This window comes from Amycolatopsis sp. FBCC-B4732 (assembly GCF_023008405.1).
Lineage (GTDB): Bacteria > Actinomycetota > Actinomycetes > Mycobacteriales > Pseudonocardiaceae > Amycolatopsis > Amycolatopsis pretoriensis_A.
The window spans coordinates 1,564,355-1,579,226 of record NZ_CP095376.1 but is presented as its reverse complement, the minus strand read 5'-3'; the positions used below and the strand labels follow the sequence as shown (position 1 = coordinate 1,579,226).

The window sequence follows — 14,872 nt, the reverse complement described above, 5'->3', positions numbered from 1 at the left end:
GGCAAAATGAAGGCCATGGCCGAAAGAGACGTAACCGGGGACGCACTCGGCGACGCGGCTGGTTCAGCGGGCTCGGTGGCACTGGAGGACCGCGACGGCACCGCCGTGCTGCGCGTCGACGGTGCCCTCGACCTCGCGCTGGCACCGAAACTCCGCCGGCTGGTGGAACGCGCCGCCCGGTCGCGGCCCGCGTCGCTCGTCATCGACCTCACCGATGTCACCTTCCTGGCGTCGGCGGGCATGGCCGAGCTCGTCCGGGCGCACCGCGCGCAGACCGCGGCCGCTCCGCTGCGGGTGGTCGCCAGCGGCCGCATCACCCTGCGCCCGCTGGAGCTGACCCGGCTGACCGACGAACTCGCCATCTACTCTTCGCTGTCCGAAGCACTGGCGCGCTGATGGCGCCCGGTCCGCGGTCCGACGAGGTGCTCGACGCCGTGCGCCGCGCCTTCGTCGGGGACGCCGGAACGCCGGTCGCCACCGGGCTCCGGCCCCTCACCCCCGCCGAGGCGGACGCGGTGCTGGCCGGGCGCGCCGCGGCGGTCGTGACCGATCCCGAGGTGCTGGCGGAACTGCTGCCGGGCACGGAAGTCACCCACGCGATCGCGGTCGCCGACGGCGAACAGGGCACCGTGGTCTACACCACCGAGCAGGTCGGTGGGCTGCCCACGCTCGTCGCGACCGCCGTGGACGCCGCAACCGCGGACCTGGCCGCCACCGTCCGGCGGCTGCGGGGCGAAGCCGCGGTGCTCGACGCGCTGCACTCCACCGGACGGCAGCTGACCGCCCAGCTCGACATCGACCCGCTCGTGCAGGACGCGACCGACGCCGCCACGAAGGCGACCGGCGCCGCCTTCGGCGCGTTCTTCTACAACCTGGTCGACGAGCTCGGCGAGTCCTACACGCTGTACACGATTTCGGGCGTGCCGCGCGCGGCGTTCGCCCGGTTCCCGATGCCGCGCAACACCGCGGTCTTCGCGCCGACCTTCGACGGCGAGGGCACCGTGCGCAGCCCCGACATCACGAAGGACGAGCGGTTCGGGAAGAACGCGCCGTACCACGGGATGCCCGAAGGGCACCTGCCCGTGTGCAGCTACCTGGCCGTGCCGGTGCTCAGCCCGACCTCCGGTGAGGTGCTGGGCGGGTTCTTCTTCGGCCACCCCGAACCGGACCGCTTCACCGCCCGCCACGAGTACCTCGCCGAAGGCATCGCCGCGTACACGGCCATCGCGCTCGACAACGCGCGTCTCTACGAACGCGAGCGCACGCTGGCCACCGAGCTGTCCCGCAGCATGCTCCCGGTCGCCCCGGTCACGCCGGGTCTCGACGTGTTCACCCGGTACCTGCCCGCGGTCACCGGCAGCAAGGTGGGCGGCGACTGGTTCGACGTGATCCGGCTGCCGTCCGGCGGGACGGCGTTCGTCATCGGCGACGTCGTCGGCCACGGCGTCGCGGCCGCGACGGTGATGGGCCAGGTCCGCACCGCCATCCGCAGCTACGCCCGGCTCGAGCTGCCGCCGTCGGAGGTCCTGCGCCACGTCTCCGACCTCACCGGCGGGCTGTTCGGCGAAAGCTTCGTGACCTGCTTCTACGCGGTCCACCGGCCGGACCACGGCACCCTGACCTACGCGAACGCCGGTCACCTGCCCGCGATCCTGATCCGCCCCGGCGAGCCGCCGGAGCAGATCGGCGAGGCGCTGGCGCAGCCGCTGGGCGTCGGTTCGGTTTTCCCCCAGCGCACCACCGGGTTCCCGGTCGGCGCGGACCTGGTGCTCTACACCGACGGGCTGGTCGAGAGCCGCACCCGCGACCTCACGCTCGGCATGGAATGGCTGCTGGCGGGTATTCCCGGGCTGCTGACCGCGGCCGACCTCGGCACGGCCTGGGACAAGCTCGTCCAAGAACTGACGCGCGGACGGCACGACGACGACATCGCGGTCATCCACGTGCGCCACCGCGGAGAGGACGCCCCATGACCGACCCCCGCCCGCCGGGCGCCCCCGGTCCCGCGACCTCGTTCCACCGGCGGACCGCCGCGATCGCCGGGTTGCTGCCCGACCTGCGCGAGGCATTGGCCGGCTGGCTGAACCGGCTCGGGCTCAGCGAGGAACGGCAGGAGGACGTCGTCCTGGCCGGCTACGAGGCGATGGCCAACTCGGCCGAACACGCGTACCGCGACGGTGCGGCGGGCCAGATCGACGTCCGCGCCGAATCGCTGGGCGGCCGGCTGACGGTGACGGTCACCGACTACGGCACCTGGCAGCCGCCCGCCGAGACGAACGGCCTGCGCGGCCGCGGGCTGCTGCTCATCGACACCCTCGCCGACCACAGCGCCAAGGTGCACCGCGAGGACGGCACCACCGTCACCATGATCTGGCTGACCGGCGGGACCTGACCGGAACCCGCTCACCCGGATGTGTCGGCTCGTGCGTGCGGCGGCCGCCTCCCGGGTCGAGTAGGCTCTCCCCGGGCCGCGCGAACCGGGAGTGTGATGAGCGTCGGGGAAGAGTCCGGCCACCGCGCCGTGTTTCCCGGGACCAGCCGGATGGCCGCCCGGATGCGGGACTTCGACTGGGCTTCCTCGCCGCTGGGCGACCCGGCGGGCTGGCCGACGAGCCTGACGACGGCCGTCCGCATCTGCCTCACCTCCCGCTTCCCCATGATCGTCTGGTGGGGGCCGGAGCTGCGCTTCCTCTACAACGACGCCTACCTGCCGCTGCTCGGCACCAAGCACCCCGCGCTCGACAAGCCGGGTGCGCTGGTCTGGGACGAGATCTGGCACATCATCGGCCCGATGCTGGACAGCGTGATGACCACCGGCGAGGCGACCTGGTCGGAAGACCTGCTGTTGCCGATGAACCGGCACGGCTACTGGGAAGAGACGTACTGGACGTACTCCTACAGCCCGGTCCACGACGACGAAGGCGTGGTCCGGGCCGTGTTCACCGCCGTCACCGAAACCACCGAGCGCGTGATCGGCGAGCGCCGGATGGCGACGCTGCGCGAGCTCGGTGCCCAGGCCGGCAGCGCCCGGACCGTCGGCGAAGCCTGTGAGCTGGTCGCTTCCGTGCTGGGGCGGGCCGGCGACGACGTCCCGTACGCCGCCATCCACATCCGCGACGACGAAGGCGAACTCACGCCCGCCGCGGTCACCCCCGGCGGCGAAGACGCCGGCGATCCGGCCGTCTGGCCGCTGCCGGAAGTGCTCGCCGACGGGGTGCCGCGGACGGTGCCGGACGCGGCGGTCGGCGAGCTCCCGCCGGGCGGCTGGTCCACGCCGCCCACCGAGGCCATGGTGCTGCCGCTGCTCGGCGACCCCGGGAGCCCCGCGGCCGGGGTGATCGTGCTCGCGGCCAGCGCCGGGCGCGCGCTCGACGAGTCCTACCGGACGTTCCTCGGCCTCGTCGCCCAGCAGACGGCGGCGCTGGTCAACGGCGCCCTCGCCTACCGGCGGCAGCAGCAGCGGGCGGAGGAGCTGACCGCGCTGGACGCGGCCAAGACGACGTTCTTCGCCAACATCAGCCACGAGTTCCGCACCCCGCTCACCCTGATCCTGAGCCCGGCGGCCGATCTGCGGGACGCACTCGACGACGCCGACGAGCGGATCCGCGAAGAGGTGGCCGTCATCCACCGCAACGCGCTGCGACTGGGACGGCTGGTCAACAACCTGCTCGACTTCTCCCGGATCGAGGCCGGCCGGATGCAGGCCCGCTTCGAGCCGGTGGACCTCGCGGCGTTCACCGCCGAGCTGGCGAGCGTCTTCCGCGCCGCGGCCGAACGGGCCGGGCTGGTGTTCGAGGTCGACTGCCCGCCGCTGGGCGAGCCGGTGCACGTCGACCGCGGGATGTGGGAGAAGGTCGTCTACAACCTGCTGTCGAACGCGATCAAGTTCACCTTCGACGGGTCGATCCGGGTGACGGCCGCCCTCGAGGGCGAGCACGCGGTGGTCGCCGTGTCCGACACCGGCACCGGAATCGACGCCGCCGAGCTGCCGCGCCTGTTCGAGCGGTTCCACCGGATCCCGTCGGCCCGGGCCCGTTCCAACGAGGGCAGCGGGATCGGCTTGGCGCTGGTCCGCGAGCTCGTCGACATGCACGGCGGCACCGTCGCCGTGGAGAGCGCGCCCGACGCCGGGACGACGTTCCGGATCCGGCTGCCGCTCGGCGTCCGGCACCTGCCCGCCGACCACGTCTTCGCGGCGTCCCCGGTCGGCGGGATCGCCGCCGACTCCGCCGAACCGTACGTGCAGGAAGCCCTGCGCTGGCTGCCGGACGTCGGCCGGAACGCGCCGTCCGCGCCCACCGGCGCCCGGGTCCTGGTCGCCGACGACAACGCCGACATGCGCGACTACCTCGTGCGGCTGCTGCGGGACGACTACGCGGTCACCTCGGTGCGGGACGGCGTCGAGGCGTTCGACGCCGCGTGCGCCGAGCCGCCCGAGCTGATCATCAGCGACGTGATGATGCCCCGGCTGGACGGCCTCGGCCTGCTCGCCGAGCTGCGCGGCGACCCGCGCACCGCCGCTGTGCCCGTGCTGCTGCTGTCGGCCAGGGCCGGGCAGGAGGCCGCGGTCGACGGGCTGGCCGCCGGCGCCGACGACTACCTCGTGAAGCCGTTCTCGGCGCGGGAGCTGCTCGCCCGCGTCCGCACGACCATCCAGCTGGCGCGGCTGCGGACGCAGCACGCCCGGTGGCGCGCGGCGATGATCGAGTCGCTGCAGGAGGGCTTCTTCGTCAGTGACACCGAAGGACGGGTCGTGGAGATCAACGCGGCGTTCACCGAAGTGCTCGGCGCCGGTCCGGACGGGCTGCCCTACGGCCAGCCGTTCCCGTGGTGGCCGGACCGCGACGCCGACCCCGACGCCCACCGTCAGGTCACCGAAGCCTTCGAGCGGGCCAGGGACGAGCAGGCGGGCAGCTTCGTGCTGCCGCTGCGGCACGTCGACGGGCACCGGGTCTGGACCGCCGTCGCCTACAACGCGCTGCAGGACGACGAGGGCCGTCGCCGGCTCGTCGGCACGGTCCGCGACGTCACGGCCGAGCGCTACGCCGTGCAGCGCGAGAACGCGCTCGCCGCGATGAACCAGCGCCTGGCCGGCGTCAGCGGGGTGCCGGAGGTCCTGAGCACCGCGCTGGAGCTGCTGTGCGAACTGTGGGAGGCCGAGCGCGTCCTCGCGGTGACCTGGCCGCGGGACGGCGAACCGGAGGTCGCCTCGACCGACCCCCGGGACCGCGGGTGGACCGATCTCGCCGCGCCGCTGCGCGCGACGCTCGACCGGCTCCGCTCGGTCCCGGCGCTGCACACGACGGCGGCGGACGGCGGCGCGGGCGCGTCCGTCGACCACCCCGGCGGCCGGCTGACGCTCTGGGTCGAGCCCCCGCCCGGCCGTCCGCTCGGCACCGAAGACCGGACCCTGCTGGCGTTGCTGGCCGGGACGCTCGCGCACGCCCTGCGTCGCGCGCACCGCGACGACCGCCAGCGCGAGGTCGCGATCGCGCTGCAGCGCTCGATCCTCGGCCCGGCCCTGCTCCCCGACGGCTTCGCGGTGCGCTACGAGCCGGCGACCCCGCCCCTGGAGGTCGGCGGCGACTGGTACGACGTCATCGCGCTGGGCGGCGACCGGATCGGCATCGTCGTCGGCGACTGCGTCGGCCGGGGCCTCGCGGCGGCCGCGGTGATGGGCCAGCTCCGCAGCGCCTGCCGCGCGCTGCTGCTGGAGGCCAACGGCCCGGCGCACACCCTGACCACGCTCGACCGCTTCGCCGACCGGCTGCCGGGCGCCTTGTGCACCACCGTTTTCTGCGGGGTGCTCGACCCCGCGACCGGCACCCTCACCTACAGCAGCGCCGGGCACCCGCCCGCCACCCTCGTGCACAGCGACGGCTCGTCGGAGTTCCTGGACGCGGGCGGCAGCGTGCCGCTCGCCGTGCGCGTGGCGGCGCACCGGCCGGAGGCCACGGCGGTCGTCCCGATCGGCTCGCTGCTGATGCTCTACACCGACGGGCTCGTCGAACGCCGGCGCGAGTCGCTGGACGACGGCATCACCCGGGCCACCGAAGTCGCCCACGACGTGCGGGAGGCCGACCTGACCGACCTCGCGGCCACCCTGATGGGCCGGCTCCGGCCCGACGACGGCTACGAAGATGACGTCGCGCTGCTGCTCTACCGGCGGTCGGTGCCGGCGCTGGTGCTCGATTTCGAAACGCACCCGGACAGCCTCGCTTCGACCCGCCACTGGCTGCGCGCGTGGCTGGCCAACGCGGAGCTCGACCCCGACGTCGCGCAGGACGTGCTCGTCGCGGCGGGCGAGGCCTGCGCCAACGCCGTCGAGCACGCCTACCGCGGTGAAGGCGACGGCACCGCGCACCTTTCCGCCCGGTTCGCCGGCCCCCGCCTCGTGGTCGTGGTCACCGACGACGGCCGCTGGAAGCAACCGCCACCGGACAACCACGTGCTCCGCGGCCGCGGCACGCCGATGATGGAAGCACTGGCCGACGCGGTCACGATCCGGCACGATGCCCACGGCACCACCGTCACGCTGGAATGGAGAATCGGTTCGTGACGACGGCTCTCACGCTGGTCGCCGGGCGGGGCGAGGACGGTGGCCGCACCGTGCGCGCGACCGGCGAGATCGACATGAGCAACGCCGCCGAGTTCGGCGCGGCACTGGACCGCGAACTGGCGGCGGGGAACCCGGTCACCGTGGACCTCACCGGGGTGGACTACCTCGACAGCGCGGGCGTCGCCGTGCTGTTCGACCGGGCCGGCGAGCACGACCTGCGGCTGGTCGCCCCGCGGCTGCTGGATCGGGTGCTGCGGGTTTCCGGGCTGGCCCAAGTCGCGAAGGTGACCGTCCGCTGAAGGGTTGACTCGCTCCGCACGGGGTAAGTCACTCGAAGCGACGGGCGCGGGGTGGGTTGTGCCGCCGGCCGTCGTGAGGTGGTTCCCGGCGCCAACCCACGACGTTCAGCAGCGAGCGCGGGCCGGAACCACCGCTTTTCCCCCGTCCCGAGATCCCGGCCGGTCCCCCGGCACCCGCGTCGCCATGCGCCGGGTGTTGCGGAAGACGCACCGCACGCGGGTAAGGTTTCGCCGTTCCGTTGCACAGCAGCGGTGCGCTCGACCACCGCCACCCCGGGACGGAGATGATCGCGTGACCGGTGAACCGATCCCGCCGGAGCACCTCGACGAGCTGACCGCCGCGATGGCGGGCCTCACCGGCGCGCTGGAGTCCGAACCCGCCGAGGCCGAAATCCTGGACGCCGTCTGCGCGGAAGCCGTCCGCGCCGTGCCCGGTGCCGACATGGCCAGCATCACCGCGATCCGCGACGGCGAGCCGGAGACCATGGCCTCCACCGACGAGCGCGCCGTCGAGATCGACCGGGTCCAGTACGCGGCGGGCGAAGGGCCGTGCCTGCGGGCCGCGGCGACCGGCGAGATCGTGCGGCTGCCGCTGGCCACCGCGGACGCCGTGTGGCCCGACTTCACCAAGCACGCCCGCGGCCTCGGTGTCGGCAGCTACCTGGCCGCACCGCTGCGTGTGGACGAAAACCTCTCCGGCGCGCTCAACCTGTTCGGCTACGGCGACCACGGGTTCGCCGAGGCCGACTCGCGGTTGCTGCGGCTCTACACGACGATCGTCTCGTTCTGGCTGCGCACCACCCGGCGCTACCACCAAGCCCGCCGCCAGGCCGACGACCTCGAAGCGGCGATGCGCACGCGGGCGGTGATCGAGCAGGCCAAGGGCATCCTGATGGCCGTGCACCGGATCGGCGCCGACGACGCGATGAAGCGCCTGGTCACGGAATCCCAGCACACCAACGTGAAGCTGCGCGACGTCGCGGCCCGGTTCGTCGAAGAGCTGTCCGCCGGCTGAGCCTCAGGCGGTGCGGCGCACCGGGAACGGCCAGGTCAGGGTGATCACAGTGCCGTCGTCGGTGGAGCGGAGGTCGAGCCCGTCGACGAGCGCCTGGATCAGGCGCAGGCCGCGGCCGCCGTCCGCGCGCTCGGCGATCGACTCCCAGCGGCCCTGGTCGGCGACGGTGATGACGAGCACCTCGTCGTCGACGCGGGCGCGGACGTCGATCAGTCCCGGCCGGCCGCGGTAGGCGTGGTCGAGGACGTTGGCCATTGCTTCCCAGCACGCCAGCACGACGTCGTCGGCCTGTCTGCCGACCTCCTCGCCGGCCCGCCGCCGCAACCACGAAACCAGATGACGGCGCAGGCTCGGCAACGTGCGCGGAGAAATCGTACCGCGGTACCGCCAGCCGTCCGATCCGAGCTCTTCCACGTTCACCTCCCCGGGGGACTGTTGGTTTGCTACCCACCGGTTCGGCATCTCAATCACGAGCAACGACTTTCCCTGCTGCGTTCGGCCCTGGTGCGTGGTGCGCCCGCCGTGATCGGATGGGCGGATGACTCGGTCGACGTGGTCCGTGGTGGTGTGCGCGGTGCTGGCCGCGCCCCTGCTGTCCGTTCCGATGGCCGCCGCGGCACCCGCACCGGGGCCCGGTGCGGTCTCGCACTTCGGCCTGGCCCGCAAGGACTGCCTGGGCACCGCGCGGAACACGCAGAGCAAGGCGTGGTTCACGGTGGCGGGCGGCGTGCTGTCCGACGTCTACGCGCCGGTGATCGACAACACGAACGTCGAGTCGCTGCAGTTCGCCGTCACCGACGGGCGCACGTTCACCGACCTGCAGGCGCGCGACATGACCTACACGGTCCGCACGAGCGCGGGCGGGATGGCCTGCGAGGTGACGTCGACCCCGCGCAGCGGGAAGTACCGGCTGGTCACCGAGTACCTGGCCGATCCGGCCCGGACCGGCGTGCTGATCCGCACCCGGCTGGATCCGCTGCGCGGCTCCGGCGGTGACCTCAAGGTCTACGTCCGCTACGACGCGAGCATCAACGGCAACGGCGGGGGTGGCCCGGCGAACGGCGGCGGGGACACCGCGACCGTCGACGCGGCGACGAGCGCGCTGGTCAGCGCCGACGCGAACACGGTTTCCAGCGCCCCGGCCCGTGACTACGGCACGCCGCTGGCCGCCGCGCTGCGCGCCGACCGCCGGTTCCTGGCGACGTCCAGCGGCTTCGCCGGCACCGCGGGCGACGGGCTCGCGCAGCTCGACCGCGACCACCGGCTCACCGACACGACGTCGTCGGCGGCGAACGGGAACGTGGTGCAGACCGCGCAGCTGGACCTGCAGCCACGCCGGCCCGCCGTGCTGGCGCTCGGGTTCGGCGCGGACGCGCGGGCCGCCGTCGCCACTGCCGGGGCGAGCCTGCGCACGCCGTTCGACCAGAGCCGGCGCCAGTACGCGCGTGAGTGGCGGGACTACGACAACGGGCTGATCCCGGTGCGCGGCAAGGACTCCGAAAACTCCGCTGCCTACTTCCAGTCGGTCAACGTGCTGAAGGCCAGTGAGGACAAGACGTTCCCGGGCGCGGTGGTCGCGTCGCTCGGCAGCCCGTGGGGCCAGGCGGTCTCCGCGGGCGACGCGCCCGGCGGCAAACCCGTGTACTTCGGTTCCTACCGCGAGATCTTCGCCCGCGACCTCTACGAAAGCTTCTCCGGCCTGCTCGCCGCCGGCGACCGCGAGACGGCGCGGGCGAGCGTGCGCTGGCTGTTCACCCGCCAGCAGCAGCCGGACGGCCGGTTCCCGCGCAACTCCATGCTCAACGGCAAGAAGGCGCCCGACTCCGGTGGCGACCAGCTCGACGAGAGCGCGTACCCGATCCTGATGGCGCTGCAGGCCGGCCTCGACCGCGACCGCACGCTCTACACCGGCCACATCCGGGCGGCGGCGGACTTCGTCGTCGCGCACGGGCCGGCGTTCGGTTCGGAGCGCTGGGAAGAACAGGGCGGCTACTCCCCCTCGACCATCGCCGCCGAGATCGCCGGGCTCGTCGCCGCGGGCGTGATCGCCGACCGCAACGGCGACCCGGCGCGCGCGAACGTCTACCGGGCCACCGCGGACCACTTCCAGCGCAGCATCAAGGGCTGGACCGTGACGTCGACCGGCCCGTACGGCGGCCGGTACTTCCTGCGGCTGACCAAGAACGGCGATCCGAACTCGGAGTGGATCTACAACCTCGGCAACGGTTCGGTCGACGCCGACCAGCGTGCGGTCGTCGACGCCGGGTTTCTCGAGCTGCCGCGTCTCGGCGTGCTGCCCGCGAACGACCCGGACGTCGCCGCTTCGCTCGCCGTCGTGGACCGCGTGATCAAAAAGGACACTCCCGCCGGGCCGGGCTGGTACCGCTACGGCACTTCGGCGGCGGGCAGCGAAGACGGTTACGGCGACTGCTACGAGCCGGACCCGACGAACTGCGGCCCGACCGGGGCGCCGTGGCCGTCGACGAACACCGGGTCGGGGCACCTGTGGCCGGTGCTCGCCGGGGAACGCGGCGAGCACGCCGTGCAGACCGGCGACCGGGCGGGCGCGGCGGCGCTGCTGCGCGCGATGCGGGCGCAGACCGGCGGCACCGGGCTGATCCCCGAGCAGATCTGGGAAAACCCGGCGCTGCCCGCGTCGCCGTACGGGTCGGACCCGCGGACGGCGTCGATCGGCTTCACCCCGGGGCAGTCCGTCGGCTCGGTGGCGCCGCTGAGCTGGGCGCAGTCGCAGTCGGTGCGGCTGACCAGGGCGCTCGACGACGGGCGGCTGCCCGAGCAGCCCGCCGAGGTCCGCGCCCGGTACGTCTCGCACGCGCCGCCCGCGGCACTGGCGGTGACGCTCGACGCGCCCGCGTCCGTGTCGGCCGCCACGGCCGAGGTCACCGGCACCGCGCCGGCCGGCAGCCGGGTCGACCTCGCGGTGTCGGCCACCGACGCGGGAACGACAACGGTGCTGTCGACCCGGGCCTCGGCGGCGGGGACGTTCCGCGCGACGGTGCCGACCCCGCTCGGCGCGAACGTCGTCACGGCGGCCGCGACCGGCGCGGGCACCGGGTACGCGCAGAAGACGATCAGCTCGGACTTCGTCACCGGCACGGTCCTGCTCGACACGGCCGACCCGGACGGCGACGACAACGGCCCGGGCACGTTCACCTACCCGACGGCGGGCGACTTCCACGCCGGCGCGTTCGACCTGCAGCGTTTCCAGGTCATCGACTCGGGCGCGAACCTGGTGTTCCGGGCGCAGGTCCGCGACCTGTCCCCGACGTTCGGCTCGCCGCTGGGCGCCCAGCTGCTGACGATCTACGCGCACGACCCGGCCGCGACGGCGACGTCGACCGCGCCGCCGTTCCCGAGCCGGGCGTACGCGATCGCGCCGCAGGACGCGTGGAGCCGGCGCCTCGAGGTCCAAGGGTTCGCGGAACCGGCGCTCGTCGACGCTTCGGGTGCTTCGCTCGCTTCGCCGTCCGTGCAGGCTTCGCAGGCGACGCGGTACATCACGATCAGCGTGGCGAAGGCCGCGTTCGGGACGCCGTCGGCCGGGTGGACGTTCGCGGTCGTGCTGACCGGGCAGGACGGCAACTCCCCCGACCAGGCGAGGCCGTTCACGCCGACGGCCGGGCAGTACACGTTCGGCCTGTGCGCGGCGGGCGGCACCGCCCCGGTGTGCGCGGCGGACCCGGCGACGGCGCCGAAGGCGTTCGACGTGCTCACGCCGGCCGGGGTGGAGCAGGCGGTCGAGCTCGACCCGACCCGTGGACCGGTCCAGGTGCGCGGGGTACCGGTGGGCTGAGGGTCTCGCCCGGCCGGTCCACTGTGGACAGCACGGTCCGGGTGTCGTGAACGACTCTTTCACCGCGTCGGACGTGGTGAAAGAGTCGTTCACGGCGTTCGGCGAGCCGGGGTCAGTGGTCGCGGCCGTGGCGGCCGTGGTCGTCACCCGGCTCACCGCCGTGACCGCCGTGGTCGTCGCCCGGTTCCGCGGTGCGGCCGCCGTGGTCGTCGCCGAGGTCGTGCGTGCGCGTCGGATAGCTGCCCGGCGTCGTGCGGCCGCCGTGGTCGTCGGCGACGTCGTGCGTGCGCGTCGGGTAGCTGCCCGGCGTGGTCCGGCCGCCACGGTCGTCGCCCAGGTCGTGGCTGCGGGTCGCGGACGTGCTCGGCGTGGCGCGGCCACCGCGGTCGTCACCCAGGTCGTGCGTGCTGCTCGGCCGGGAGCCCGTGGTCGTCGCCGCGCTTGCGGGGGTGCTGGTCGTCGGGCGACCGTCGTCGGCGCCGGACTGGGCCAGGGCCGCCGTCGTGCCGCCCACCGCGAGCGCGGCACCGGCCGCGGCGATCACCAGGATCTTGCGCATGTGCGTTCCTTTCGTTGCCTGTCAACGAAAAGGAGCTTCACGCACCGGACGCTAGCGGCGCGCTGCCCGCACCTTAAGGCATCCCTAACGCCGCGCCGAGTTCCAGTGCGATCCGGACGCCGTGCGGCCGCGCGCGGGTCACGCTGAACGTCCCGCCGGACGCCCGCGCCGTCTGGCGGGCGATGTCGAGCCCGAGCCCGGTCGAACCGGCGCCGCTCTCGCCGCGCGGGACCTCGTCGAAGCCCGGGCCCTCGTCCGAGACCTCCAGGCGGGCGCCCGCGGGCGCCGCCGACAGCCGGATCGCGTAGGCCGTTCCCTCGGGGGTGTGCGCGAAGACGTTGCCCAGCAACGCGTCCAGGCACGCGGCCAGCTCGGGCTCGCCGACCGCGACCGGCAGCGGGCCCGGGTCGATCGCCACCGTCACCGCGCGGTCCTGGTCCTGGGCCAGCACCGCCCAGAAGTCCGCCCGTTCGCGGACGACCAGCGCCGCGTCGCACGCCCCCGGCGCCGCGTCCCGCGCCCGCGCCTGGTCGATGAGCGCGGTCACCTGGCGCTCCAGGCTTTCGGCGTGGCCGGTGATCCGGTCCGCTTCCTCGGGGTCGCGCAACGCCTCGGCGTCCAGCCGCAGCACGGTCAACGGCGTCCGCAGGCGGTGCGAGATGTCGGCCACGGCTTCGCGTTCCTGCCGGACCAGGTCGCGGATCCGGGCGGCCAGGAGGTTCAACGCGGCCGCGACCGACCGCACCTCCCCCGGGCCGCCGGGCCGCGCGCGGGCATCGAGGTCGCCGTCGGCGAGCCGGCGCGAAACCGCCGCGAGCTCGTGGACCGGTCGCACGATCGAGCGCGCCAGCCGGTCGGCGACGAACACCCCGAGCGCCAGCAACAGCACCCCCAGCCCGGCCAGGACCAGCCAGGCCGCGCCCAGCCCGCGGGTCAGCTCCGCCCGGTCCACGAAGGCCCGCACGACGGCGGTCCCCCGCGGCAGACCCTGGACGGCGACCAGGATCTCCCGACCGTCGTCGCCTTCGACGGTCAGGCTGCTGCCCTGGGCCGCGGCCAGCATGACCCCCGGCGTGCGCGGGCCGGGCGCGCCGAGCACCGTGCCGTCCGGCAGGAAAACGGTCACCGGGTGGCCCGCGGTCGTGTTGAGCTGGTCGACCGCGGGCCGCAGCGCCGCCGTCCCCGCCGTCGCCACGAGGGACGTCAGGGACTGGGCCTTCGCCGTGGCGGCGGTGACCGCGCGGTCCGCGGTGACCGACTGCAGCAGGATCGCCAGCGGCACCAGGAACGCCACCAGCACCAGGCTCATCGCGGCGGCGACGAGGACGGCGAGCCGCTTCCTCACGCGCCGGCCCCCGGCTCGGCCAGCCGGACGCCGACCCGCCGCACGGTGTGCAGGTACCGCGGTTCCTGCGCGGTCTCGCCGAGCTTGCGCCGCAGCCACGACAGGTGGACGTCGACGGTCTTGTCGGCGCCGGCGTAGGGCAGCTTCCAGACGTCGGTGAGCAGCTCGCGCTTGCTCACCACGGTCCCCGCCCGGCTCGCGAGGTAGTGCAGGAGGTCGAACTCGCGCGGGGTGAGGTCGAGCGGCTCGCCCTCGAGGGACGCCTGCCGGGTCCGCGCGTCCACGCTCAGGCCGCCGACCACCACCGGGGCCGTCGTCTCCTCCGGCTCGCTGCGCCGCAGCACGGCGCGGATCCGGGCGTCGAGCTGGGCGCCGCCGAAGGGCTTGACCACGTAGTCGTCGGCGCCCGCGTCGAGCAGCCGGACGATCTCCTCCTCGGCGCCGCGGGCGGTGACCACGATGATCGGCACGGCGCTGACCGCCCGGACCATCCGCAGTACCTCACGGCCGTCGAGGTCGGGCAGGCCCAGGTCGAGCAGCACGACGTCGGGCCGGTCGGTGACGGCGGCCTGGAGCCCGGCCATCGCGGTCGGCGCGGACGTCACGGCGTGCCCGCGCTCGGTCAGCGCGCGCAGCACGGCCGTGCGGATGGTCGGGTCGTCCTCGACGAGCAGCACGGTCGCCATGTCCGGGAGGCTACACACGCGGAGCCGCTTCACCGGGCTCCAGGCGAACGCTAACGACGGCTTAGCCGCGCTTTAACCCGCCCGGATGGCACAGTGGACGGATGAACAGGCGCGGGGTGCTGATGGCGGCGGCCTGGCTGCTGGCCGCCGCCGCGACCGCGGGCGTCGGCACGGTGGCCCTCGACGTCGTCGGCGCGGGCATCCTCGGCCCGCAGAACCAGCCGCTCTCGGCCGGCGACGTGGCCCGCGCCCTGGAAACGCTGCCCGCGAGCAGCACTTCCGCGCCGGTCCCGCCGGCCACGACGACCGCGCCGGGCGCCCCGGAACCGCGTGGCCTGACCGTTCCCGGCGGCAGCCTCGTCGCGAAGTGCACCGGGGATCGGGTCGAGCTGCTGTCGTGGAGCCCGGCCCCCGGCTTCCGCGCCGACGACGTCGACCGCGGTCCGGCCGCCACCGCGTCGGTGAAGTTCAAGGACGACGGGACCGAGAACGTGGTGCTCGTGTCCTGCCGCGACGGCGAGCCGCACGCGGAAACGGTCGCCGACGACGGCCACCACGGCCACGGCTAGCGTCGCACGGCCGAGCTCCGCCGACC

The 14,872-nt window shown here is 74.1% G+C and carries 12 protein-coding genes; 8 read left to right on the top strand and 4 right to left on the bottom strand.

Features of this window, described 5'->3' with window-relative positions; translation table 11 throughout:
- Positions 1–15 precede the first annotated feature (15 nt).
- From MUY14_RS06525 to MUY14_RS06500, 6 genes are all read left to right on the top strand, one after another.
- A complete protein-coding gene (locus MUY14_RS06525) occupies positions 16–396 on the top strand; it encodes an STAS domain-containing protein (protein ID WP_247021826.1) in 381 nt (126 codons plus the stop codon).
- Positions 396–1,973, top strand: coding sequence for a PP2C family protein-serine/threonine phosphatase (locus tag MUY14_RS06520; RefSeq protein WP_247021825.1), 1,578 nt, complete (start codon positions 396–398; stop codon positions 1,971–1,973). Before MUY14_RS06525 ends, MUY14_RS06520 begins: the two co-directional genes overlap by 1 nt.
- On the top strand, positions 1,970–2,392 hold the full coding sequence (locus tag MUY14_RS06515) for an ATP-binding protein (RefSeq protein ID WP_247021823.1): 423 nt from the start codon (positions 1,970–1,972) through the stop codon (positions 2,390–2,392). The genes MUY14_RS06520 and MUY14_RS06515 overlap by 4 nt, the downstream gene beginning before the upstream one ends.
- A gap of 96 nt (positions 2,393–2,488) precedes the next feature.
- Complete coding sequence (locus tag MUY14_RS06510; protein WP_247021821.1) at positions 2,489–6,559, top strand: SpoIIE family protein phosphatase; 4,071 nt, start codon at positions 2,489–2,491, stop codon at positions 6,557–6,559.
- Complete coding sequence (locus MUY14_RS06505) at positions 6,556–6,858, top strand: STAS domain-containing protein (protein ID WP_247021819.1); 303 nt, start codon at positions 6,556–6,558, stop codon at positions 6,856–6,858. Before MUY14_RS06510 ends, MUY14_RS06505 begins: the two co-directional genes overlap by 4 nt.
- A 292-nt stretch (positions 6,859–7,150) precedes the next feature.
- Positions 7,151–7,873: a GAF and ANTAR domain-containing protein gene (locus MUY14_RS06500; protein ID WP_247021817.1), complete on the top strand. Its 723-nt coding sequence runs from the start codon at positions 7,151–7,153 to the stop codon at positions 7,871–7,873.
- Positions 7,874–7,876: 3 nt separating this feature from the next.
- Here the strand turns inward: MUY14_RS06500 and MUY14_RS06495 are convergent, their stop codons facing one another.
- Positions 7,877–8,287: an ATP-binding protein gene (locus MUY14_RS06495; protein ID WP_247021815.1), complete on the bottom strand. Its 411-nt coding sequence runs from the start codon at positions 8,285–8,287 to the stop codon at positions 7,877–7,879.
- A gap of 124 nt (positions 8,288–8,411) precedes the next feature.
- Between MUY14_RS06495 and MUY14_RS06490 the strand changes: the two genes are divergently transcribed.
- Complete coding sequence (locus MUY14_RS06490; protein WP_247021813.1) at positions 8,412–11,687, top strand: glucodextranase DOMON-like domain-containing protein; 3,276 nt, start codon at positions 8,412–8,414, stop codon at positions 11,685–11,687.
- Between the two features lie 112 nt (positions 11,688–11,799).
- Here MUY14_RS06490 and MUY14_RS06485 read toward each other — a convergent pair whose 3' ends face one another.
- From MUY14_RS06485 to MUY14_RS06475, 3 genes are all read right to left on the bottom strand, one after another.
- Positions 11,800–12,246 carry a hypothetical protein gene (locus MUY14_RS06485; protein ID WP_247021811.1) on the bottom strand — a complete coding sequence of 149 codons (447 nt, stop codon included), beginning with the start codon at positions 12,244–12,246 and terminating at the stop codon, positions 11,800–11,802.
- Positions 12,247–12,319: 73 nt separating this feature from the next.
- Positions 12,320–13,591 (bottom strand): HAMP domain-containing sensor histidine kinase, encoded by a 1,272-nt coding sequence (locus tag MUY14_RS06480; RefSeq protein WP_247021809.1) that lies wholly within the window; start codon positions 13,589–13,591, stop codon positions 12,320–12,322.
- Positions 13,588–14,277 carry a response regulator transcription factor gene (locus MUY14_RS06475; RefSeq protein ID WP_247021807.1) on the bottom strand — a complete coding sequence of 230 codons (690 nt, stop codon included), beginning with the start codon at positions 14,275–14,277 and terminating at the stop codon, positions 13,588–13,590. The genes MUY14_RS06480 and MUY14_RS06475 overlap by 4 nt, the downstream gene beginning before the upstream one ends.
- 101 nt (positions 14,278–14,378) lie before the next feature.
- On the opposite strand from MUY14_RS06475, the gene MUY14_RS06470 reads away from it, so the two are divergent.
- The gene (locus tag MUY14_RS06470; RefSeq protein ID WP_247021805.1) at positions 14,379–14,846 is read left to right on the top strand and encodes a hypothetical protein; all 468 of its coding nucleotides are present in this window, start codon (positions 14,379–14,381) and stop codon (positions 14,844–14,846) included.
- The last annotated feature ends 26 nt before the right edge of the window (positions 14,847–14,872 follow it).

Bases quoted from the DNA above. Each gene is read 5' to 3' on its own strand.
- MUY14_RS06485 (WP_247021811.1), bottom strand. From the start codon at position 12,246: ATGCGCAAGATCCTGGTGATCGCCGCGGCCGGTGCCGCGCTCGCGGTG.
- MUY14_RS06490 (WP_247021813.1), top strand. From the start codon at position 8,412: ATGACTCGGTCGACGTGGTCCGTGGTGGTGTGCGCGGTGCTGGCCGCG.
- MUY14_RS06515 (WP_247021823.1), top strand. From the start codon at position 1,970: ATGACCGACCCCCGCCCGCCGGGCGCCCCCGGTCCCGCGACCTCGTTC.
- MUY14_RS06520 (WP_247021825.1), top strand. From the start codon at position 396: ATGGCGCCCGGTCCGCGGTCCGACGAGGTGCTCGACGCCGTGCGCCGC.
- MUY14_RS06510 (WP_247021821.1), top strand. From the start codon at position 2,489: ATGAGCGTCGGGGAAGAGTCCGGCCACCGCGCCGTGTTTCCCGGGACC.
- MUY14_RS06475 (WP_247021807.1), bottom strand. From the start codon at position 14,277: ATGGCGACCGTGCTGCTCGTCGAGGACGACCCGACCATCCGCACGGCC.
- MUY14_RS06470 (WP_247021805.1), top strand. From the start codon at position 14,379: ATGAACAGGCGCGGGGTGCTGATGGCGGCGGCCTGGCTGCTGGCCGCC.
- MUY14_RS06525 (WP_247021826.1), top strand. From the start codon at position 16: ATGGCCGAAAGAGACGTAACCGGGGACGCACTCGGCGACGCGGCTGGT.